The sequence below is a fragment of the Faecalibacterium sp. BIOML-A1 genome (assembly GCF_009679715.1).
GTDB lineage: Bacteria > Bacillota > Clostridia > Oscillospirales > Ruminococcaceae > Faecalibacterium > Faecalibacterium taiwanense.
This window is the reverse complement of the sequence record NZ_WKZJ01000016.1, coordinates 44,783-66,257: the sequence shown is the minus strand read 5'-3', so window position 1 is coordinate 66,257 and position 21,475 is coordinate 44,783. Positions and strand designations below refer to the sequence as shown.

The window sequence follows — 21,475 nt, the reverse complement described above, 5'->3', positions numbered from 1 at the left end:
CTCCGTCACCCTCGCTACTCCAAGGCCAGCATTTGAATGATGTTTGTCATGGGCAGCGGATGGTTGGCGGATTTTTTCATTTTAGGGCTTGACTTTTAATAGTTAGTCTTCGTCAGAGAGCGGTAGGCTTCTGCCACCTTGCCTTTGGGGTCGTGCTGGAAAATGCTCTTGCCCACGGCACTGATCTCCGCAGCACGGACAGACCGCGGAATGGTCTGGTCGAACACTTTAATCTTGCTGCCGTAGGCACCTCGAATCAGGTTGTCGATTTGCTGTCCATAGTTGGTGCGGCTGTCGGTCATGGTCAGCAGGATGCCCTCGATTTTCAGCTTCGGGTTGATCTGCCGCCGGACTTTCTGCACGGTCTGCAAAAGCTGTTCCAGACCCTTTGCGGAAAGATACTGCGCCTGCACGGGAATCAGGGTGGTGTCGGCTGCTGCCAGTGCATTCACGGTCAGCATCCCAAGGGAAGGGGTGCAGTCCAGCAGAATAAAGTCGTATTCGTGCTTTGCACCTTCCAGCACCTGCTTGAGCATCTTTTCCCGGTTCATGCAGTTGACAAGGGAAACTTCCAGCCCTGCCAGTTCGATGTTGGCTGGAATCAGGTCAACGCCCTCCGCATGGTGCAGAACGCCCTCGCCGGGCGGAATACTCTGGTCGTTCATGGCTTTTGCCATCAGGGTGGAAAGGGTCGTGGGCAGTTCATCGGGCTGTTGCCAGCCCATGCTGATGGTCAAACTGCCCTGCGGGTCAGCGTCCACCAACAGGACCTTCTTGCCCTCCATCGCCAGCCCGATGCCCAGATTTTCACAGGTAGTGGTCTTGCCGGTGCCGCCTTTCTGATTGACAACGGCAATCGTGGTACATTTCTTTGCGATAAAATCACCTCCTTGGGGAACCGTGCGCAAAGTCATGGTTCGTTCGATTTTGATAGGTCAGCTGCATCGTGGTCGGTGCGTTGTACAGAGAAGCAAGCAGATATTGTTTCATGTTACGGATTGGGCTGCTGTTCTCTGCAAGGCACTTCAGCACAAAGCGAATATGGTCGGCGTTCAGCTTCATAAACCGGCTGCGTACCACCTCGGCAGGCTTATCGTCCCCGGCAATGTGCAGCAGCTTGCGGTTGGTGGCACAGGTGTCCACCAGCAAATCCACGATTTGGTAGATAGTATCCTCATCATCCGGGCAGAGCCGGAGCAGAAGATCCACCTCCAAAGAATGAGAAAAATATTCTTCCAGTTGTTCACGTTCGCTCATCCAGTCGTTTTCATCGGAATAGATAGGATCAGTATCGCTTACCTCTGTATTATTTCTCTCAGTCTTATTACATCGTAGTTTGGCCGGGTCTTGAAGCGTATTCTGGACGGTTCCAGAATCGTCATTATCACGATTCAAGTAGGGCGTTTTTGACGATTCTGACGAAAAATTCTTTACATAGATGAGATCAGGCTTGCCCAGCCCCCTCCGTTTGCGTTCAATCAGGCCGTACTCTTCCAGTTCTCGCAGCAGCTTGGTGGCCTTTTTATCGGCACAGCCCAGTGAATCCTGCACCTCTTGTACGGTATAGATGATGAACACCCGCCCAGCTTTGTCCAACCAACCATTCCGGGCTGACAGGCTCATGCGGTCCAGCAGGATACCGTACAGGGTTTTGGCATCTGTGGAAAGCGGTTGGAAGCGGCTATCCTGAAACAACAGCTTGGGAATCCGGTAGAAGGGGAACAGCTCGCTGGACTGCCCATAGAAGTAATCAAGGTCTGCGGTTCTTGTCGGCTTTTTTTCGGGCATAGAGAATATCCCATTTTTCAGGTGTGGAACGGAATACATTGACCTGCTTCTTATAAGGGCAGTGGGCATACAGGCAGGTGCGGAACTTGAAATCGGGCCGATAGTACGGGCACAGCTTGCAGCTGTCCGGGGCACGGTCAGAACCTTCTCCAGCGGCGATCACATGGTGCATGGAGTGCTGAACATGGCGCAGAGCTTCGTTTCGCTTGTGGCTCACTTGGCATCACCTCGTTTCTCCAGCGGTGCCATCAGGTCTTTGTAGCAGGGAACCAGCACACAGGGCTTTGCCCGCTTGTAGGGGCATCCTTCGCACTTGCTGGGGCCTTTGGGCGGCTCGATCAGATAGTAGCAGTTCTCTTTACCGAGAACGCAGCCCTTCTTTCGGTTCTTCCAGAAAAAGCAGTGCCGGCAATCTGCCGGGCGGGAAGCATGGTAGCGGATACCATCCATCGTGACGGTCAGAACTTTTTTCATCGGTAAACCCTCCTTTGGTGGATTCGGGAAGTTCAGCCCGAAAACAAAAAAGCGCGTTCCTCTTTCTGTTCAGAGAGAACAGCGAGTGAACGCGCTATGTATGGAGAAAAGTGTTTTACACGGTTCTGGGCAGGAATGTGGAAAATAGATTTACACAGGTTATCTTGTATTTACATGGATTTACAGGAAAGCGGCTACCAATTTTAGCAGAGAGCCGGAAAACGGAGTTCAAAAGGTGCTTTATGGGGCTTCATTAGCTGGAAGCCTGATTTTATTAGCTGGAACCGAAAATTCTGCTAATGGCATTCGCTGGCTAATTTTGGTGATAGGTTCAAAATGAAAAATGCGAAGATCGTCTTTCACATGGAAAAATGACCTTCGCATTTTCATAAAGGGATACCCCAGACAGGATTCGAACCTGCGGTCTCCTCCTTAGGAGGGAGGCGCTTTATCCAGCTAAGCTACTGAGGCATATTATGTATTATCGTTGATTTTTTGAAATTCAACGCGCTTGGAAACGAATATGCAGAATGATTTTCACACCGAAGTGACCGACTGCGTTGCAACCGGAACGGTGTTAAACTTGTTGCATCAAAATTTGTTGAGAAAACCGTGATTCTTGGTTTTGCTTTTGAATAGAGCAATCACTTCTGCACCCAAGGTATCAGGTTGACCGAATTCTTAGGAGGCTTGCGCTCTATCCATCTGAGCTACGGAGACGGATGCCCTATTATAATACAGCATTTTGCGGATAAAATCAAGTTGAACCGGAGGGCAAAATGGTGTATGCTATAGAGGAAATGAAAATAGCCGCGGCAGGCTTTGCCGCGTGCGGAGGAACTTATGGAAAAGGCAAAAGGGAAAAAGCTGTTTTACCGCCCGGCGGGCAAGCGCAAGGGGATGTATACGCCTACGCAGATCATCTGTGTGAGCTTTGTCATCGTGATCGCGCTGGGCACCTTTCTGCTCAGCCTGCCTGTTGCCAGCAAGCATGGGCGGCTGGATGTACTGGATGCCATGTTCACCGCCACAAGCGCTACCTGCGTTACTGGTCTGATCGTGCGGGATACCTGGACCCAGTTCACCTACTTTGGGCAGGCGGTGATCCTGCTGCTCATTCAGGTGGGTGGTCTGGGGTTGGTCACCCTCACCAGCTTCTTCGCGCTGGCTATGCGGCGGCGCATGGGCTTCCGCGATCTGCGGCTGCTGGGAGAAAGCGTCTCAGCGGACGGATATGCGCAGGCCAAGGACGTGCTGAAGATCGTGGTGGGACTGGCTGGCCTGTTTGAAGGCATTGGCATTGTGCTGCTGCTGTTCGCCTTTGTGCCGCAGTTCGGGCTGGAAGGCATCTGGGTGAGCGTGTTCACGGCCATCTCGGCTTTCTGTAACGCGGGCTTTGATCTGTTTGGCCGGTTCGGCCAGTATGCCTCACTGGCACCCTATGTGAACAATTACTATGTTCAGGCCGTTGTGATGTTCATGATCATCTCCGGCGGTCTGGGCTTCATGGTATGGGTGGAGATCGGCGAGTACCACAAAAAACACCGCTTGTCTCTGCAGGCCAAGGTGGTGCTGAGCTTCTCGGTGATCCTGTGGCTCGGCGGCGCGGCGCTCATCGCGCTGATGGAGTGGAACAATCCTGCCAGCATGGGCGGGCTCTCTGTGCCCGGCAAGCTGATGGCGGCACTGTTCCAGTCGGTGTCCACTCGTACTGCGGGCATGAATACCATCGACCTTGCGGCCTGCGGCCCCATCACCAAACTGCTGATGAGCGCGTTGCAGTTCATTGGTGCGGCACCCGGTTCCACCGGCGGCGGCGTGAAGGTGACTACGTTCGCCGTCATCATCCTGACCATCCGCAGTGTGGCTCAGGGCCGCGACGACTGTGTGATCGCAGAGCACCACATCGAGTCCAAGACGGTTTATCGTGCTTTGACCATTATCGTGCTCGGCGGGCTGGCGGCGGTTGGCTCGGCTGTGGTGGTGTTCTATAACACCTCGGACGCTGTGTCGGTCATTGACGCTATTTTCGAGTCCTGCTCTGCCTTTGGCACAGTTGGCCTTTCGGTGGGCGTTACCGCTCAGCTGAACCGGGGCGCAAAGATCCTGTATATGCTGGTCATGTTCATGGGCCGTGTCGGCCCGGTGTCGCTGGCCATGAGCCTGACGGCAAAGCCGGACGACAACAAACGGAAGATCATGCCGGTGGGGCATATCAACGTTGGTTAAACGATTTTGAATGCCCTCCTAGAGTTGCGGCTCCCAGCATCCACTTCATGCCTTGAGCGGCATTCGCGTCTTGCTGGCCGCGGCCCCAACAACTCCTCCCTGCTTCTGCCGCAGGCAGCGGTCGTCGTTGTTGTACTCTGGGCATGTTCAGTGGAATTTGATTTTTATTTTTCGCATTTGTCGCAGCCCTGACGCTTGTCAGGGCGAATCCCTTCCATCTGCTAACGCAGACCGCTCGCCTGCTTGAAAGCCCCACTGGGGCTTTCATTGCTACGCAACCGCAGGGCTGCTCCAAATGCATTTTCACGAGTGAAGTCGTAGAGATAAGCGTCAGAGTATAACAAAAGTGGGTGCTATCCGAAAATAGCACCCACTTTTTTGTATATTGAAAAATAAAATTTACTCTGCGTATAGCTTTATGATGTTCAGCAAGATCTCAGTGCAGCGGTCCATGCGCTCAGCGGTGATGCACTCGCATACGCCGTGGAAATTGAAGCCGCCGGTGCCCAGATTGGGGCAGGGCAGGCCTTTCCAGCTCAGCATAGCACCGTCGGTGCCGCCGCGCACCGGAATTTCCTCCGGTTCCAGCCCGGCCATGCGGGTGGCCTTGCGGGCGGTCTCTACTAAGTGGAAATGCGGCTTGATTTTTTCCAGCATGTTGCGGTAGCTGTCCTTGATCTCCACGGTCACAGTGCCTTCGCCGTACTTTCCGTTCAAAAATTCGGCAATATCCAGCATGTTGTCCTTCTTGAACTGCAGCTTTGCGGCATCGTGGTCGCGCAGGATGTAGCCCAGCTTTGCGGTGGTCACATCGCCGTACATCTGGCACAGGTGGTAGAAGCCCTGCCGGCCCTCGGTCGTTTCGGGGCGGGCGGTGATGGGCAGCGCCTGATGGAACTCCATGGCCACATTGGAAGCGTTGATCATGGTGTCCTTGGCGGTGCCCGGGTGCACCGAGAAGCCGCGGATGGTCACGGTGGCGGAAGCGGCGTTGAAGTTCTCGTACTCAATGGAGCCGGCATCGCCGCCGTCCACCGTATAGGCAAAGTCGGCACCGAAGCCCGGAATATCGAACAGCTCTGCACCCTCGCCGATCTCTTCATCCGGAGTAAAGGCGATACACAGCTTGCCGTGGGGCAGGCCTTTTTCCTGAATGGTCTCAACAGCGGTCAAAATTTCGGCAATACCGGCCTTATCGTCGGCACCCAGCAGGGTGGTACCGTCTGAGGTGATGAGGGTCTCGCCCTTCATGGAAGTAAGGAAGGGGAACACAGAGGGCTTCATCACCATGCCGGTAGCGGGCAGAGTTACGTCGCCGCCGTTGTAGTTTTCCCACACAACGGGCTGCACATTCTCACCGCTGGCATCGTCGGCAGTGTCCATGTGGGCGATCAGGCCCAGAGCGTGTTGATCCTCACAGCCGGGCGTGGCAGGCAGGGTGCCATAGACGTAGCAGTGCTCGTCCACATGGGCATCCTCCATGCCAAGGGCCTTCATCTCATCCACCAGCTGGCGGGCAAGGTCAAACTCCCGTTCAGCGGAAGGGTGCGTACCGGAGTTTTCGTCCGAGGTGGTATGCACCCGGACATAATTCAAAAGCCGTTCATAAGCGCGCATAAGGCACACTCCTTTTATATTTCAGTGATGTATACTTCTCAGTTCCTTTATCATACCCTCTTTTCCGACAATTTACAACTGTTTTGCGCGCATTCATATGGAGAGATGAATCCTCATTTTTAAGGTGAACAAAATTCACGCAATAAAATGCATCCATCTGTGCAGAACGTGCTACAATAGGTACAAAATAAGCCGGGAGGGAAGTTTTATGGCAACAAAAGTCTTTTTTTACACCCTGCGCCCCTACGATGAGCTGGGCATCGCGCAGCGGCTGGCACCGCAGCTGGACGTTGAGTTTGGCTCTACGCAGGAGTATCCAACGCTGGAAAACGCTGAACTGGCAAAGGGCTATGATGCCGTGTCGGTAACGCCCTGTGATATGAGCGCGCCCATGGTCAAGCGGTTTCACGAGCTGGGCGTAAAGTCCATCTGCTGCCGTTCCATCGGCTATGACCACGTAGACCGCGAGACGGCCCGGGAACTGGGCATGAAGGTGGCTAATGTGGACTACCCGCCAAACGGCGTTGCAAACTTTGCCATTATGCTCATGCTGATGAGCCTGCGCAAGGCAGGGCACATCCTCAAGCGCGGCGAAGCGCAGGACTACTCCCTGCAGGGAAAAATCGGCCGCGATATTTCCACCTGCACCGTGGGTGTGATCGGTACGGGCCGCATTGGCCGCACGGTGCTGCAGCATCTGTCCGGCTTTGGCTGCCGCCTGCTGGCCTACGACCTGTACCCCAACGATGAGGTAAAGAAGATCGCCGAGTATGTGCCGCTGGAGACCCTGCTGGCGGAAAGCGATGTCATCACTCTGCACACCAACGCTACGGAGGAAAATCACCATCTCATCGACACCAAAGCAATTGAGAGCATGAAGCCGGGCGTGACCATCATCAACACCGCCCGCGGCAAGCTGATCGACAGCGATGCACTGATCGCCGGGCTGGAAAGCGGCAAGATTGGCGCGGCGGGCCTGGACGTGCTGGAAAATGAGAACGGCCTGTACTATTATAATCGCATGGGCGATGTGATCCCGAACCCGGAGCTGGCGGCTCTGCGCAGCATGCCCAATGTGATCCTGACCGACCACACGGCTTTCTACACCCACGAGGATGTGGAGAGCATGGTGCGCGGTGTGCTGGAAAGCGCGGTTGCCTTTGAAAAAGGCCAGCCCACCCGGCATGATGTGACGGACCTTTGATTTGTCCGGCAGACGATTTTGAATGGCCACCGTTGCACTCTGGCCATCTTCAACGGAAACAGTATTTCTGAATAGAGCAGATCCCGGCAGACTGTGGTCTGCCGGGATCTGCATTTTCACGGGATGGGGTGCAGCGGAAAACGGCATTCCGTTTGTTTGAAGCATCTGCCGGTTGGGACCCTTCCGGTGAAAAAGGGATTCCTGAAAATCCGCAGATTTTCAGGAATCCCCAATAAAAAATAATTATTCCGCTAAATATGCTCAGAGCAAAGCGGAGAGCATTCAAATGGTAATCAACCCAGACTGATGCCCATGCGGCGGGCGACGGTGAGCAGGTCGCAGTTCTCCGGCACGTTGCGGGTCTTGCCTGCAATGTCGGCCAGACGGTTCTCGGTGACATGGCGGTTCACCATGGCAACGGTCACGCCGTAGCGCTCGATCTCCACCAGCTTTGCCGCATAGCTGCCGAACTGGGTGGCCAGCACACGGTCGTAGGCGCTGGGGCTGCCGCCGCGCTGCATGTGGCCCGGGATGCACACACGGGTCTCCATGCCGGTTTTTTTCTGCACGGCCTGTGCAATGCGGTTGGTGGCGGTGGTGCCAAAGCCTGCCTCGGCGCGCTTTGCCATCCATTCCTTGCGTTTCATGCCGGCTTCCTCGCAGTTGATGGCACCCTCGGCCACAGCGATGATGGAGAAGTTGGAACCCTTCTTTGCGCGGCGTTCCACGGCAGAACACACACGGTCGATATCATAGGGCTGTTCCGGCAACAGAATAATATCTGCACCACCTGCAATGCCGGAATACAGCGTCAGCCAGCCTGCCTTGTTGCCCATGATCTCAATGCACATCACGCGGCTGTGGCTGCCTGCGGTGGTGTGGATGCGGTCGATCACATCGGTGGCAATGTCCACGGCGGTGTGGAAGCCGAAGGTTACGTCGGTACCATAGATATCGTTATCAATGGTCTTGGGCAGGCCGATGATGTTCAGACCCTCCTGCGAGAGCAGGTTTGCGGTTTTGTGGGTGCCATTGCCGCCCAGGCACAGCAGGCAGTCCAGCTTGGCTTCCTTGTAGGTCTTTTTCATGGCGGCAACTTTATCAATGTTGTCGTCCTCCACCACACGCATCATTTTAAAGGGGGTGCGCTTGGTGCCCAGAATGGTGCCGCCCAGCGTCAGGATGCCGCGGAAATCGTCCTCGCACATCTCCTTGTAGTCGCCGTTGATCAGGCCGCTGTATCCGTTCAGGATGCCAACGATCTCCACGTTATCGCCCATGCGGGCATACAGTGCTTTTGCTACGCCGCGGATGGTGGCGTTCAGACCCGGACAGTCGCCGCCGGAGGTCAGGATTCCAACACGTTTTTTCATTCAAAAGCCCTCTTTCATTTGGTATTCAGCGCCGCGCGTTCTGCCTTTCAAAGTCAGTCTGCCCGGAGACCTACCTGTTTATAGTATAAGATTATTCCGGATGGGGGCCGCTGTCAAGAGAAGCGCAGAAAATTTACACGCTTCCACGGTGCATTTCTGCGGGCAGGAGAACAGCGGGAAAACTTTTGCAGAAAAAATAAAAAAATGGTTGACAAGCGCGGGCCTTTTGAGTATAATATCCCTTGTCAGCAGCGCACGGCGCGGCAGACAAACTGAATAATGGGGATTTGCATAGTGGTAGTGCGGTAGACTCTGACTCTACTTGTGGGAGTTCGATTCTCTCATCCCCAACCAAGAAAACCGCAGTCTCAACTGGCTGCGGTATTTTCGGGGCATAGCGCAGTTGGTAGCGCGCCTCGTTCGGGACGAGGAGGCCGTGGGTTCAAATCCCGCTGCTCCGACCAAAAAGAACCAGTACACATTCGTGTACTGGTTCTTTTTTGTCTCCGCGCGGGATTTGAACAGGGCGGCGGTGCGAAGCACCGCAAACAAAGCCATAGTATGGCTTTGTTTAGCCCGCGGGTCCCAACCGGTAGGAATGTCTAACAAGGTGCAAGCTGCTAACACATTCGTGTACTGGTTCTTTTTTGTCTCCGCGCGGGATTTGAACAGGGCGGCGGTGCGAAGCACCGCAAACAAAGCCATAGTATGGCTTTGTTTAGCCCGCGGGTCCCAACCGGTAGGAATGTCTAACAAGGTGCAAGCTGCTAACACATTCGTGTACTGGTTCTTTTTTGTCTCCGTGCGGGATTTGAACAGGGCGGCGGTGCGAAGCACCGCAAACAAAGCCATAGTATGGCTTTGTTTAGCCCGCGGGTTCCACCGGCTAGGAATGTCTAACAAGGTGCAAGCTGCTAACACATTCGTGTACTGGTTCTTTTTTGTCTCCGCGCGGGATTTGAACAGGGCGGCGGTGCGAAGCACCGCAAACAAAGCCATAGTATGGCTTTGTTTAGCCCGCGGGTCCCACCGGCTAGGAATGTCTAACAGGGTGCATGCTGCTAGGAGCAGTGGAATCTGCAACCCGAAAAGTTTTGACTTGTGTTCTAAATATGATATACTGGAAAAGCAAAGCCATATTTGGCTGCAGAACGGACAAAAAAAGCGAGGAAAAACAGAAACTATGCAGGAAATAAAAAAGACAAAACGGGCGGTCGCGCTTTTTGTGATCGTTCTGATCTGCCTTTGCGGCTGGTGGGCTGTGCGGAAAGAGGGGTTCTTTCTGGATGAGATCTACTCCTACGGCCTTGCAAACAGCAGTTATGTTCCGTTTTTAAGCTGGCTCCATGGTGGAGAACAGGTGGCAAACGGCAAGCTGCCGGAGGCAGTGTTCACGCAGAGCGAGTTTCTGAATTATGTTGCCCCGCAGGGAAGCACACGGTTCGACTATGCGTCGGTCTACTATAACCAGACACAGGACGTTCATCCGCCGCTGTTCTACTTTTTGCTGCACACGGTGTGCTCATTATTTCCGGGCAGCTTTACAAAATGGACGGGTCTGGGGATGAATTTTGTGCTGCTGGGCGGCACGCTGGCAGCGCTGTATGCGCTGGGCATGGAGCTGTTTGCAGACTGGAAAAAAGCATTGTTCGTCTGTGCATTGTATGCGTTCAACCGTGAAATGATCTCGAATGTGACGATGGTGCGCATGTATATGCTCATGACCTTGCTGACGATCCTGCTTGCGCTGCTGGTGGCAAAGTCTCTTCGCAGGCCGTCTGTGCCCAAATATCTTCTGATCGGTGTAACCATCTATCTTGGCATGATGACCCAGTATTTCTTTGTGGTCTATGCCTTCCTGCTGTGCGCAGCATATGACCTTTACCTGATGTTCCGGCGCGAATGGAAAAATGCTGCTGCATTTTCGCTTCCGGCACTTGCGGGTGTTGGCGGAATGCTGCTCACCTTTCCGTGCTGGTATGCACAGCTGCACTCGCAGGATACGGTTTCGCTGGAGTCAACAGCAAACAATCTGCTGGATCTGGCGCAGTACCCCAAAGGCCCGCTGGAGCTGATCGGCTGGAGCATCGTCGGCTTTGCTGTAGGCGCAGGCATTATGGCCGTGCTGATCCTGACGAAGCTGGGGCAGCGCTGGCTGCCGGGCAAGTTGCGCGGCACTACGCTGATCCCCGAGGATGTCAAGCTGATCACGGTCCCGGCGCTTGCTGCATTTCTGGTTATCGCGGTGATCTCGCCGTATAAGTCGCTGCGGTATGTGTACCATCTGCAACCGCTGGAAGCGCTGTTTTGTGGCTGCGGCCTTTTCTCCATTCTGGATACGCTGCGTGCAGGCACCAGAAAGCGCATTCTGCAGATCGTGTGCCTTGCAATGGTCGTGCTTGCATTTGTGATCGAGCCGGAGCGCATGTACAGCGGTACTTATAAGATAGACAAGGAACTGGAACAATACAGTCAGGCCGCCTGCGTGGATATTACCGGGGACCTTGGCAGTTTCACTTCCGGCGTGCAGGAGCTTCTCAAATTTCAGGATGTCTGTGTGGTGCCGGACGATTCCAGTGAGCTGCTGGTGCAGTATAACACCGGCGAAAATGATACGCTGGTGCTGTTCATTGGAGGCCGGGGGCTGTGGCAGTTCGTGACGGCAGAACAGGTGGAGCAGATCACGGCCCAGAACATGGAAACTGCGTGGAACGTTGCCCGACAGGGCGGCTATGAGGATGTTTCGCTGCTGGCAACGCAGGAGTTTGAACAGATCTTTGTTTTGAAAAAGTGAACGCTTTGCGGCACAGCAGAAGGGAAAACTGCCTTTTTTGCGCGTGCTATATCGTTTTAAGGTAAAGTGTGCTAGAATAGTACCATCAACGATTCAGGAGGGTATCCCATGCTCAAACGACTGCGCAAAGCGCACCCGATCTTATTCTGCGTTCTGGCAGAAGTGGTCTTTCTGGCAAGCCTGTTTGTAACAGATCTTGTCTTTACCATTGCATTGGTTCTTTTTCGGGCGGATTTTGCGTCCATTGATACATACCTCTACAGCACTCTGCAGGAGCTGGTGGGGGCCATGGTGGCAGTGCTGTTTCTGGTACGGACAGACCGTGCTGGGCTGCTGCGCCGCCGCGGCAGCGGCTTTTTCAATGGCCTGCTGGTGGGCATGTACCCGCTGGTGTTCATTGGCTACAATGCCTTTGGTTCGCTGGTGCTGGGCCGGCCGGAGAACGGCGTGCTGCAGCCTGCGGCACGCATCTGCACCTTCCTTGTCAGCATGGCCATGGTGGGTGTGGCCGAGGAATTCATCTTCCGCGGTGTCATTGCCCAGACCCTGCTGGAGCACTTTGGCACCAGCCGCGCCGGTGTGTGGAAGGCCTGCCTTTTGTCCGGTGTGCTGTTTGGTGCGGCGCACCTGACCAATATCCTCAGTTCGGCACCCTTCGGTGTGCTGATGCAGTGCGTGTTTGCAGCATCGCTTGGCACTCTTTTTGCGGCGATCTACTTCCGCACCGGCAATTTGTGGGTGACGGTATTCCTGCATGGTGCCATGGATATTTCGTCCATGCTCATCGGTGGGCTGTACGGCACCACTACCGTGGCCGATGCGGTAAGCGGCTACGATGCATCCATGCTGCTTTCGGTGCTGCTGTATCTGATCCCCACCGCAGTTCTGCTGCGCAAAAAGAAGCTGCCGGAGGTACAGCTGTACTGGCACCAGTACGTAAAAAAATAAAGGCAGGATGCAAAAAATATCCTTGCATTTTGCACAGGGTTCTGGTATACTGTATCTGTTACCGTGGTACGGGGTTGGGAGTATGCCCGCTTTTTGGGAATGCCGTTTCCCGCCGCTGTTCCATTGGCACATAAAATTTTATAAAGAGGTATGTAACTATGAACAAGCAGGAAGTTATGGCCAAAGTCGCTCTGACCGAGAAGGACACTGGCTCTCCCGAAGTGCAGGTCGCTCTGCTGACCGCTCACATCAACGAGCTGAACGAGCACCTGAAGAAGAACCCGAACGATCACCACAGCCGCCGCGGCCTGATGAAGATGGTTGGCCGCCGCCGCAATCTGCTGGCTTATCTCCAGAAGAAGGACATCGAGCGTTACCGTGCTCTGATCGCAACTCTGGGTCTGCGTAAGTAATTTAAACAGAGGGCAGGTACCGCAAAGGTGCCTGCCTTTTGCTTTTGTATACAAATGGCAGCGGCTGCGTATTGCAGCAGTAAATCGAACGCCTGTGCCCCGAATGCTTTTTCATGGCGCGGACGGCTCACATCAACGGCAGAGACATTCCCCCGGTGGGGGAAATATCTCAAACAAAACCGGATGTGAACGGCACGGACGCTGGATTTATTGCTATGATGCGCGTGCCACCGCCTTTTGGATAGAAAAAATCCGAAAAAACAAGGAGGCAAAAACAATGGCAATTGAATTTGGTTCCCGCAGAGAGACCTTTGAGAACTACAAGGTCTACGAGACCATGCTGGCAGGCCGCCCGTTCAAGGTAGAAATGGGCAAAATGTGCGGTCTGTCCAACGCCAGTGCACTGATCCGCTACGGCGAGACCTGCGTTCTGTGCAACGTGGTCATGAGCCCCAAGCCCCGCGAGGGTGTGGATTTCTTCCCCCTGAACGTGGAGTATGAGGAAAAGCTCTACGCCGCAGGCCGCATCCCCGGCAGCTTTATGCGCCGTGAGGGCCGCCCCGGTGAGCGCGCCATCCTGACCAGCCGCGTGGTGGACCGCCCCATGCGCCCGCTGTTCCCCAAGGAAATGCGCAACGACGTGTGCATCACCATGACCGTCATGAGTCTGGACCCCGACTGCAGCCCTGAGATCGCCGGTATGATCGGTGCTTCTCTGGTCACTGCCGTGTCCGACATCCCGTGGAACGGCCCCATCGGCGGCGTGCAGGTGGGTCTGGTGGACGGCGAGATCGTGCTGAACCCCACGCAGGAACAGCGCAAGGTGAGCGACCTTGCCCTGACCGTTGCCGCCACCATGGATAAGATCGTCATGATCGAGGCCGGTGCCAACGAGGTGGACGAGGACACCATGCTGAACGCCATCAAGGCCGCTCACGTGGAGATCAAAAAGACCATTGAGTTCATCAACCGCATCGTGGCCGAGCGCGGTAAGCCGAAGATCGATTTTCAGGTGGTGGGTCTGGATATGGACGTGTTCCACGCCATCCAGAACAAGTATCTGGACGACTTCAAGGCCGCTATGGACACCGACGACAAGAATGTGCGCGATGCCGCTCTGCTGCCCATCATGGACAAGATCGCCGAGGAGTACCCCGACCTGACCGCTGCAGACCTTGATCTGGTCAGCTACAAGATGCAGAAGTTCGTGGTGCGCCGCTGGCTGCTGGACGAGGGCAAGCGCGTGGACGGCCGCGGCATCAACGAGATCCGCCCGCTGGCTGCCGAAGTGGGCATCCTGCCCCGCGTGCACGGCTCCGGCATGTTCACCCGCGGCCAGACGCAGGTGCTCACCACCTGCACTCTGGGCGGCACCAAGGACAACCAGCTCATGGACGACCTGACCGATGAGCAGACCAAGCGCTATATCCATCACTACAACTTCCCGCCGTACTCTGTGGGCGAGGCCCGCGCACCGCGCAGCCCCGGCCGCCGCGAGATCGGCCATGGCGCACTGGCAGAGCGTGCTCTGGTGCCCGTGCTGCCCTCTCTGGAAGAGTTCCCCTACACCATCCGCTGCGTGTCTGAGGTGCTCTCCTCCAACGGTTCCACCTCTCAGGCATCCATCTGCGGCTCTACGCTGGCCCTGATGGATGCAGGCGTGCCCATCAAGGCACCCGTTGCCGGCATTTCCTGCGGCTTGATCACCGAGGGCGACCGCTGGATGACCATGCTGGACATTCAGGGCGTGGAGGACTTCCACGGCGATATGGACTTCAAGGTGGGCGGCACCCGCAAGGGCATCACTGCCATCCAGATGGACATCAAGATCGATGGCCTGACCTACGACATCATTGCCGAGGCTTTCGAGAAGTGCCGCAAGGGCCGCCTGTATATTCTGGACGAGATCATCAAGCCGGTGATCGCAGAGCCCCGCCATGAGCTGAGCCGCTACGCACCCAAGATGTTCAGCATGATGATCCCCACCGATAAGATCAAGGACGTGATCGGTAAGGGCGGCAAGGTCATTCAGGACATCTGCGCTACCTGCAACTGCAAGATCGACGTGCAGGAGGACGGCCATGTGTTCGTCTCTGCTGTGGATCAGGAGGACGCAAAGCGCGCCATCTTTACCATCAAGACCATTGTGGAGGACCCCGAGATCGGTGCCATCTACAAGGGCAAAGTGACCCGCCTGATGAACTTTGGTGCCTTCGTTGAGATCGCACCGGGCAAGGAAGGTCTGGTGCACATCTCCAAGCTGGACACCAAGCGTGTGGAGCGCGTGGAGGATGTGGTGGCCGTGGGTGATGCCATCGTGGTCAAGGTGACCGACATCGACCAGCAGGGCCGCATCAACCTGAGCCGCCGCGATGCCATTCTGGCGCTGGAAGCCAAGCGTGCCGAGCAGCAGGCACAGCAGCAGTAAACCCTGACTGCATAAAAGAAACCGAAAAAGAGGACCCGATGCAGATGCATCGGGTCCTCTTTGTTGTATCAGAATAAAATTATACTGTGCGGTATTTGCGATCCAGCGCCCAGCCGAATGCAAACAGCACCACACCGCTGACAGCCAGCACCGGCACGGGCCAGTTCAGCTGACCGGTCTGCGGCAGACCGCTCATTGCCGGGTTATCCGGGTGGCCCGGCAGAACGGGGCTGTCTGGATTACCGGGTGCTGCCGGATGATCCGGGTGGCCCGGAGCCACGGGATTGTCCGGATTACCGGGAGAGACCGGATTACCGGGAAAGACCGGGTTATCCGGGTTGTCCGGCGGGGTAGGCGTATCAGGATAATCGGGCGTAGGCGGGGTAGGGGGCGTAGGCGGCGTGTCCGGCTTGGTGGGGGTGTAAGCACCCACCTTGGGGCTGGCATCCACCGCATAATTCCACTTGCCATCCTCCGCCATGGGCAGAGAGACAAGGAACGGATTGATCGGCTCATAGCCCTTGGAAGCCTCGGTCTGCACGATCAGATACAGGCCCAGCTCCAGACCACGGAAGGTCACGTTGCCGTCCGCATCAATGGTCTTTGTGGTGCCCTCGGCGCTTTGGGGCAGATACTCCTGCAGCTGGGCCGCAAGGGTGCTGTCGGTCAAATCACCCAGCGCAATGCCGCAGCCGTAGAAATCGCCGCAGTATTCGTAGCTCAGGTTGCCGTTTTGGCGCTTTACCTCGGCCACACGGTACAAAGTGAGCTTGCCGCCGCTCAGCGCCTTATCGTTGGCGCTGTCGTACAGCGTAACGCGGATGGTGCCGGTAGTGGGATTGCCGCTGCTGTCCACCAGCTTGATGTTTGCGCTGGTGGCAAGGGCAGGCAGCGCACTTGTTACCAGAAGGCACAGCACCAAAAGCAGGGCCGCAGCGTGCTTTTTGAGATCAGTGCGTTTCATGTTTTTCACCTCTTGTAGATTTGCGTTTGCGGTTGGAGAACAGCAGCCAGAGCAGCAGCACCAGCAGCAGGGGCAGTGCCATGATGGGAGCTGTGATGATCGGTTCGATCTTGATGGCATCGGCTGTTACACGGATGTGCTTGAGCTTGTCCGGCGTTTCGATGCGCCGTCCGCGCACCAGAAGGCGGTGGGAGTTGATGCCGTAGGGGGTGCAGGTCATCAGGGTGACGTAGTCCTTGCCGTCCACCACCTTGAGGTTGTCCGTCTCGGTGGGCAGTACAATGGAGATCTGGTCCACCTCATAGGTCAGCACCCGGTCCAGCACCGTGATGGTGAAGGTGTCGCCCACTTCCAGCTGGTCCAGATTGGTGAACAGCTTGGCGCTGGGCAGGCCGCGGTGCGCCGAAATGACCGCGTGGGTGCTGCCGCCGCCCACCGGCAGGCTGGTGCCTTCCAAGTGGCCTGCGGCGATCTGCAGCACGCCATCGCTGGTGCCGTGGTAGATGGGCAGCTCCACACCGATCTTTTCAATGGTGATGTAGCCCATAATGCCGGTGCCGGTGACATCCAGCGTGGCGTTGTAGCTGGTGAACCGGTCGGCATGGAACAGCGCGTCCGGGTCGGCGGCGATCTGCGCATTGAACGCATCTGCCGCCTCGAAATAGGCGCTGTAGTCGGCATCGGTCAGCTTGTCCACATCCTCGGCATAGGTGGCCACGGCACGGGACTGATGCAGCTGGTTGACGTAATCGCTGAGGGTGGGGTATAACATCACGGATAGACCCACGAAAAAGACGAGGATCAGGATGACGGTGCTTTTGTTCTTTTTCATGGGCTACTCCCTAATGTTATAAGGATAGGAGCGGGGGCCTTGCGGCCCCTTTGCTCCGGGTTCTTGGGGGAAATGGAGCTTACTTGTTCTCCATGCGCTTCTTGGTGACCAGCAGAACGATGGCCGCAACCATCAGGCCGCCGCCGACCACATAGAACAGGGTGGTGCCGATGCCGCCGGTGGAGGGCAGGGTAATGCCGCCGGCTTTTTTGTTGATGATTTTATTACTCAGGTTACCGGACAGAGAAACATGGTATACGTCGTGCGTTGCAGAAATGACGATTTCAGTTTTGTCACAGGCACTGTAACCGTCAGGAGTTTTGGTCTCCTTCAGGTAGTAGGTGCCCGCGTCCAGACCCTTGACATTGAACTGACCATGTTCGTCAGAGAACATCTCAACAGCGTCTTGGGCTTTATCGGTTGCGTCTTTGATGGGGTAGTAGAAGTTGTCTTTTTTGTAGAGCTTTACTTCCTGTTCCGGAGTGCAAGCTTCATCGCTGTACAGACGGAAACCAGCGCCCGCCAACTCGTTGCCCGGGGTATCATCATCGTGATACTTGGTGTTGTTCAGCTGGTAGGTGTACACACAGACTTCGCTTTTGGGAGTGAAGCCCCAGTATGCTTCGGTATCTCTGGGGTTATTAGAGTACTGGAGCTGTACGCTGTTTTTGTTCTCGGTAGAAGAGCCACTTGTAGTATTGACAAAGGCTTTGTCGTTCAGGTGTGCAGTGTAGGTGACCGTAATCGTAGCGCCGTCATTCAAATTGAGGCCTGATGCACAGGTTTTGACATCAGGAATGCTTACCACAAAAGAGTTATCATTTTTAAGTTGGCTATCATCAACTTCATACATCGAAGAATCGTTGGTGATATCATAGGTGTGGCCATCGGAATTAATGACTACACTATCGAGTCTGTCATAAGTAATGCCATTGGACAAGGTATCATTGAAGCGAACAGTGTACTCGTTATAGTAATCGTAAGCACGGCCATTGTTTTCGCTTTCGGGCAAGGTAGCGATCAGCTGGAACTGGAACTCTTCGTTGATCGCATGGTCAGCGGAACTGCCCCAACCGTTATTGTCACCAGAAGAGCTTCCATCGTCGTTGTCGTAGACTTTCTTCTCAACAGTGGGCTTTACAACCTTAGGCGTAATTTGAACGTGATAGTGTGCTTTGTTAACCTTCAACAGGAAGGAATTGTAGGCATGATAGGAATCGCCATCAGCGCTACTGCTAAAGGAGGAAGTATCAACGATCAGATAATAACCTGCCTCATCAAGTTCGAAGCCACCGGTGTGACCACCTTGTTTGACGGGTGTCGAGTTTGCATGGGCATCCGTGTAGATATAGTTGCATACAAAACGCGCGAAAGCGATGCTGTTATCATCAGAAGTTGTCCAGCCCTTCATAACATCAAGGACTTCCTGGAGGCTATTTGCGTCTTGAAACGGAATCCTGAGGGTAGGATCTTCCTTCAATTGGGCCAGAAAATCCTTATCATCAGGGATGTTTTGGCCCCACTGAACGTTGGAAATCGTATTGTCATCACTAACATCACCCTTGAAGATCTGGAAAGCGTCGTAACAGTGGTTTTTGTCGATGTCCTCCTTAGTGTCGTATGCAAACGCCGGGATCGCCATGGCGCACACCATGGCAACTGCCAGCAGTGCGGCCAGCAGCTTTTTGATTACTTTCTTCATCATGATTTGCGAAAGTCTCCTTTCAAGTTTTTCTGATTCCTATTTTCAGGGTCTGCTTCCGGCGCAGAATCAATTTTGCCGCCGTGTCAGGAAGGATGCAGGCTTTTTAACGTGCCCCCCTTTCGCGTCTGCGCTTTCTGCAAACCCCGCACACCAGAGCGGCAAGCATCAGCGCACCGCCGCCTGCTGTATACAGTTTGGTACCGGCCCCGCCGGTAGAGGGAAGTTCGTAGTCGGACGGATCGGCCTGACTGGTGATCACAAGGCTGTCGGTTTTTACCGACTTTTCGGCATCATCGCTGATGGTCGTGTCCAGAATCCTGATGTTATTGATTACTTCACCGTCAACAGCCGTTTTGCCAAAGTCCTTCAGCTTGACGGTGTAGCGGATAGAATAGGTGCCTGCGGCAATGGGGGAACCGGCAGAACCCAAGGTGATCTTGCGCTCATCATTAACATTTTCCCAAGTGATTCTGAGCGTTGTATTGCCGTTTTCCATGCTGAGCTGGAGCGAGTCTTCGACATATTCGGCGGTTACGCCGGTGGGCAGGGTCATGCTGTCCGCAAGCGTCAGCGGGCCGGCCTGTTCGTTCTTGACCACAAGCGTAACAGTGTAATCCAGGTAGGCATCGCTGCCATCGCAGCGCGGTTCCTTCACGCTCTGGTTAAGGTCATAGTTCTTATCGTCTTTTTGATCCTCATCGGGGGTTTCATCCGGGTTGATGGTGATATCAAGGGCGTAATCTTTGTTGACCTCGATCAGATTAAAGCCGCTGCTGGTGACCTCGCTCTGGTTCCACTGGAAATTGAAGGAAACGTTGCTGGTGACCTTGGCATCGGAAGTATCCGCGCCTGCGTCTTCCGCTTCTTTCTGCTTGATATAGTCTTGGTCGTACCGCAGCACGGCGTACCAGCAGCCGTCATTCCCCTTGAGCAGCCGGTAGCTGCCGCAGGTGTCATAATTGCCGGTATCTTCCAGTTTGCCGGAGATAAGCTCATCGTTCAGCACATCAAAGCTCTTGGGCAGCTTAACATGGACACAGTAGTCGTTGTCCTGGATCTCTTGGGCCGGGATATCTGTGACGGTAAGGCTGCTGTGCAGAAGCTCCGAAATGGTGGTGACGTTGGTATCCTCGTATTCAGTGCCATTCTTGCGCTGCACCTCCAGAGCAGTGAGGTAATCCAGTGCATCCAGACCTTTGATGGTGGTAATGGCATCTGCGTCATCTTCGACTTTGTAATACGGCGTAGCAACGCCGTAATCGGCCTGCTGCGCATTTGCCACAGACACCAGCGTTGTCACCTGCGAAGCATTCAGCGTGACTTTAGCCACCTTGCCGTCCACATCGCCGGAGATCACGGTCAGGGTGCCGAAATCTTCGTCCACATCGCTCACGATGCCAACGGTGCTGGCATCCACGGTATATTCCTCAATGTGGGGCGCGGTGTCGGTGGTGGCCGCAGCATCCATGGAGAGCAGGGCAATGTCGGCATCGGCGGAATCATCCTGCACCTGCAACGGCTGGCTTTCCGCGGCCACAGCCTTGGTCACGGTGCCATTGTAAATGACGATATCACCGGGCATTGCGGCATCAGACGGCAGATCACCGTCAAAATCCATGGCATAGCCGCTGCCGGTCTCTTCGTTGTACAGCGCGCTGCGCAGCTGGCTGTGCAAAGACAGCACGCTGGAAACCTGCGGGATAGCGCTCTGGGGGATATCGGCATATTTCAGGCAGTAGGAAAGGAACATCACGTCCCATGGGCCGTAGTCGTTGCCGTAGTCGTTGCCGTAGCGGGTGTAGTGGCGCACGGTCTCGCCGTCGGCATCGTCCAGCTGGAAGTTGCGCTCGCTCTGCTCATAGCCCAGCTGGCTCTCGGCTACGGCCAGCAGGTCGTCGGCCCAGTTGCCGCTCAGCGTGGTGCCGGTCTGTGCCAGCCATTCGTCCTCGTCCTGCGTGCCGTCCAGCGGGTCGGACAGGCAGTTCACCGTGTGGTGATGCTCTGGCAGGCCGCAGACCAGCACTTCCTCGTAGCAGGCATCGGTGTGGTGGTGCACCGGGGTCTCGGTCACAGGATCGACCACCACGGGCTTTGCGGCCACCGGCTCCTCAAACAGGGCCACCGGGTCATAATCGGGGTTCACTTCTTCTACAAGCTCGCCCTCTTCCAGACCGCACACCAGCTCATAGGTGGTGGTGTAGCAGCTGTCGTCGTGGGTGTGACAGAACAGACCACAGATCAGGCTGCCGTCCTCAGGATCAAAGCAGTCATCGGTGTGCTCGTGCTCTTCTTCCAGGCAGGTCAGCTCCTGCACTTCCTGGTAGCAGTCGTCGGTGTGCTCATGGGGCACAAAGATGTACTCCGGCTCTGCGGAATAGGCTGCAATGCCGGGATCATCCGCATCCATGCCGAATGTATCATCAAAAGACGTGCCGTCGTCCGTCATGGTGGCGTTCCAGTCCTCCGGTTCGCCTTCCTCATAGCCGCACACCAGCTGCTTTTCATAGCAGGCAGCGGTGTGCTCGTGCTCCAACTCGCCGCACAGATATTCGGCCGTTTTGGCAATGCCCACGCCGTGCAGCTGCCAGTTCACGAACAGGCTGGTGGTAAGCGCCAGTGCCAGCAACAGCGCAGTATAGCGTCTGGCGCGCTGGTGGTTCCGACGGAACTTTTTCTGATATTCTTTCACAATATCCCGCATGATTC

At 55.3% G+C, this 21,475-nt stretch carries 16 protein-coding genes and 3 tRNA genes; 8 read left to right on the top strand and 11 right to left on the bottom strand.

Annotation, left to right across the window (positions count from 1 at the left end; all coding sequences use genetic code 11):
- Positions 1 to 95: 95 nt before the first annotated feature.
- The 5 genes from GKG36_RS13550 to GKG36_RS13530 form a co-directional block, all read right to left on the bottom strand.
- A complete protein-coding gene (locus GKG36_RS13550) occupies positions 96 to 914 on the bottom strand; it encodes a ParA family protein (protein ID WP_154261185.1) in 819 nt (272 codons plus the stop codon).
- A complete protein-coding gene (locus GKG36_RS13545) occupies positions 883 to 1,788 on the bottom strand; it encodes a DUF6017 domain-containing protein (protein WP_154261183.1) in 906 nt (301 codons plus the stop codon). Before GKG36_RS13545 ends, GKG36_RS13550 begins: the two co-directional genes overlap by 32 nt.
- On the bottom strand, positions 1,751 to 2,005 hold the full coding sequence (locus tag GKG36_RS13540) for a hypothetical protein (protein WP_005924919.1): 255 nt from the start codon (positions 2,003 to 2,005) through the stop codon (positions 1,751 to 1,753). The genes GKG36_RS13545 and GKG36_RS13540 overlap by 38 nt, the downstream gene beginning before the upstream one ends.
- Positions 2,002 to 2,262 carry a hypothetical protein gene (locus tag GKG36_RS13535; protein WP_005945283.1) on the bottom strand — a complete coding sequence of 87 codons (261 nt, stop codon included), beginning with the start codon at positions 2,260 to 2,262 and terminating at the stop codon, positions 2,002 to 2,004. Before GKG36_RS13535 ends, GKG36_RS13540 begins: the two co-directional genes overlap by 4 nt.
- A gap of 397 nt (positions 2,263 to 2,659) precedes the next feature.
- Positions 2,660 to 2,733, bottom strand: a tRNA-Arg gene (locus GKG36_RS13530).
- A 372-nt stretch (positions 2,734 to 3,105) separates the two neighbouring features.
- Here GKG36_RS13530 and GKG36_RS13525 point away from each other — a divergent pair.
- The gene (locus tag GKG36_RS13525) at positions 3,106 to 4,491 is read left to right on the top strand and encodes a potassium transporter TrkG (protein WP_154261181.1); all 1,386 of its coding nucleotides are present in this window, start codon (positions 3,106 to 3,108) and stop codon (positions 4,489 to 4,491) included.
- Positions 4,492 to 4,890: 399 nt separating this feature from the next.
- Here GKG36_RS13525 and pepT read toward each other — a convergent pair whose 3' ends face one another.
- Complete coding sequence (pepT, locus tag GKG36_RS13520) at positions 4,891 to 6,108, bottom strand: peptidase T (protein WP_005945298.1); 1,218 nt, start codon at positions 6,106 to 6,108, stop codon at positions 4,891 to 4,893.
- Between the two features lie 208 nt (positions 6,109 to 6,316).
- Here pepT and GKG36_RS13515 point away from each other — a divergent pair, with 208 nt between their 5' ends.
- Positions 6,317 to 7,312, top strand: coding sequence for a D-isomer specific 2-hydroxyacid dehydrogenase family protein (locus GKG36_RS13515; protein WP_097773899.1), 996 nt, complete (start codon positions 6,317 to 6,319; stop codon positions 7,310 to 7,312).
- A gap of 293 nt (positions 7,313 to 7,605) precedes the next feature.
- Here the strand turns inward: GKG36_RS13515 and GKG36_RS13510 are convergent, their stop codons facing one another.
- Entirely contained in the window at positions 7,606 to 8,685 is a 1,080-nt protein-coding gene (locus tag GKG36_RS13510) for an ATP-dependent 6-phosphofructokinase (RefSeq protein ID WP_005945310.1), read from the bottom strand.
- Between the two features lie 280 nt (positions 8,686 to 8,965).
- Here GKG36_RS13510 and GKG36_RS13505 point away from each other — a divergent pair.
- From GKG36_RS13505 to GKG36_RS13480, 6 genes are all read left to right on the top strand, one after another.
- A tRNA-Gln gene (locus GKG36_RS13505) sits at positions 8,966 to 9,039 on the top strand.
- 34 nt (positions 9,040 to 9,073) lie between these two features.
- A tRNA-Pro gene (locus GKG36_RS13500) sits at positions 9,074 to 9,149 on the top strand.
- Between the two features lie 719 nt (positions 9,150 to 9,868).
- Positions 9,869 to 11,479 (top strand): glycosyltransferase family 39 protein, encoded by a 1,611-nt coding sequence (locus GKG36_RS13495; protein ID WP_173012982.1) that lies wholly within the window; start codon positions 9,869 to 9,871, stop codon positions 11,477 to 11,479.
- A gap of 108 nt (positions 11,480 to 11,587) precedes the next feature.
- Positions 11,588 to 12,427, top strand: a complete 840-nt coding sequence (locus tag GKG36_RS13490; protein WP_005945318.1) for a CPBP family intramembrane glutamic endopeptidase — start codon at positions 11,588 to 11,590, stop codon at positions 12,425 to 12,427.
- Between the two features lie 158 nt (positions 12,428 to 12,585).
- On the top strand, positions 12,586 to 12,840 hold the full coding sequence (gene rpsO / locus GKG36_RS13485) for a 30S ribosomal protein S15 (RefSeq protein WP_005933138.1): 255 nt from the start codon (positions 12,586 to 12,588) through the stop codon (positions 12,838 to 12,840).
- A 277-nt stretch (positions 12,841 to 13,117) separates the two neighbouring features.
- On the top strand, positions 13,118 to 15,268 hold the full coding sequence (locus GKG36_RS13480; RefSeq protein ID WP_120079681.1) for a polyribonucleotide nucleotidyltransferase: 2,151 nt from the start codon (positions 13,118 to 13,120) through the stop codon (positions 15,266 to 15,268).
- A 79-nt stretch (positions 15,269 to 15,347) separates the two neighbouring features.
- On the opposite strand, the gene GKG36_RS13475 is transcribed toward GKG36_RS13480, so the two are convergent.
- From GKG36_RS13475 to GKG36_RS13460, 4 genes are all read right to left on the bottom strand, one after another.
- Positions 15,348 to 16,232, bottom strand: coding sequence for a SpaA isopeptide-forming pilin-related protein (locus GKG36_RS13475; protein WP_154261177.1), 885 nt, complete (start codon positions 16,230 to 16,232; stop codon positions 15,348 to 15,350).
- Positions 16,219 to 17,064: a class C sortase gene (locus tag GKG36_RS13470; protein ID WP_154261175.1), complete on the bottom strand. Its 846-nt coding sequence runs from the start codon at positions 17,062 to 17,064 to the stop codon at positions 16,219 to 16,221. The genes GKG36_RS13475 and GKG36_RS13470 overlap by 14 nt, the downstream gene beginning before the upstream one ends.
- Before the next feature lie 79 nt (positions 17,065 to 17,143).
- Entirely contained in the window at positions 17,144 to 18,769 is a 1,626-nt protein-coding gene (locus GKG36_RS13465; RefSeq protein ID WP_243139127.1) for a SpaH/EbpB family LPXTG-anchored major pilin, read from the bottom strand.
- 103 nt (positions 18,770 to 18,872) lie between these two features.
- Positions 18,873 to 21,470 (bottom strand): LPXTG cell wall anchor domain-containing protein, encoded by a 2,598-nt coding sequence (locus GKG36_RS13460; protein ID WP_154261173.1) that lies wholly within the window; start codon positions 21,468 to 21,470, stop codon positions 18,873 to 18,875.
- Positions 21,471 to 21,475: the final 5 nt, after the last annotated feature.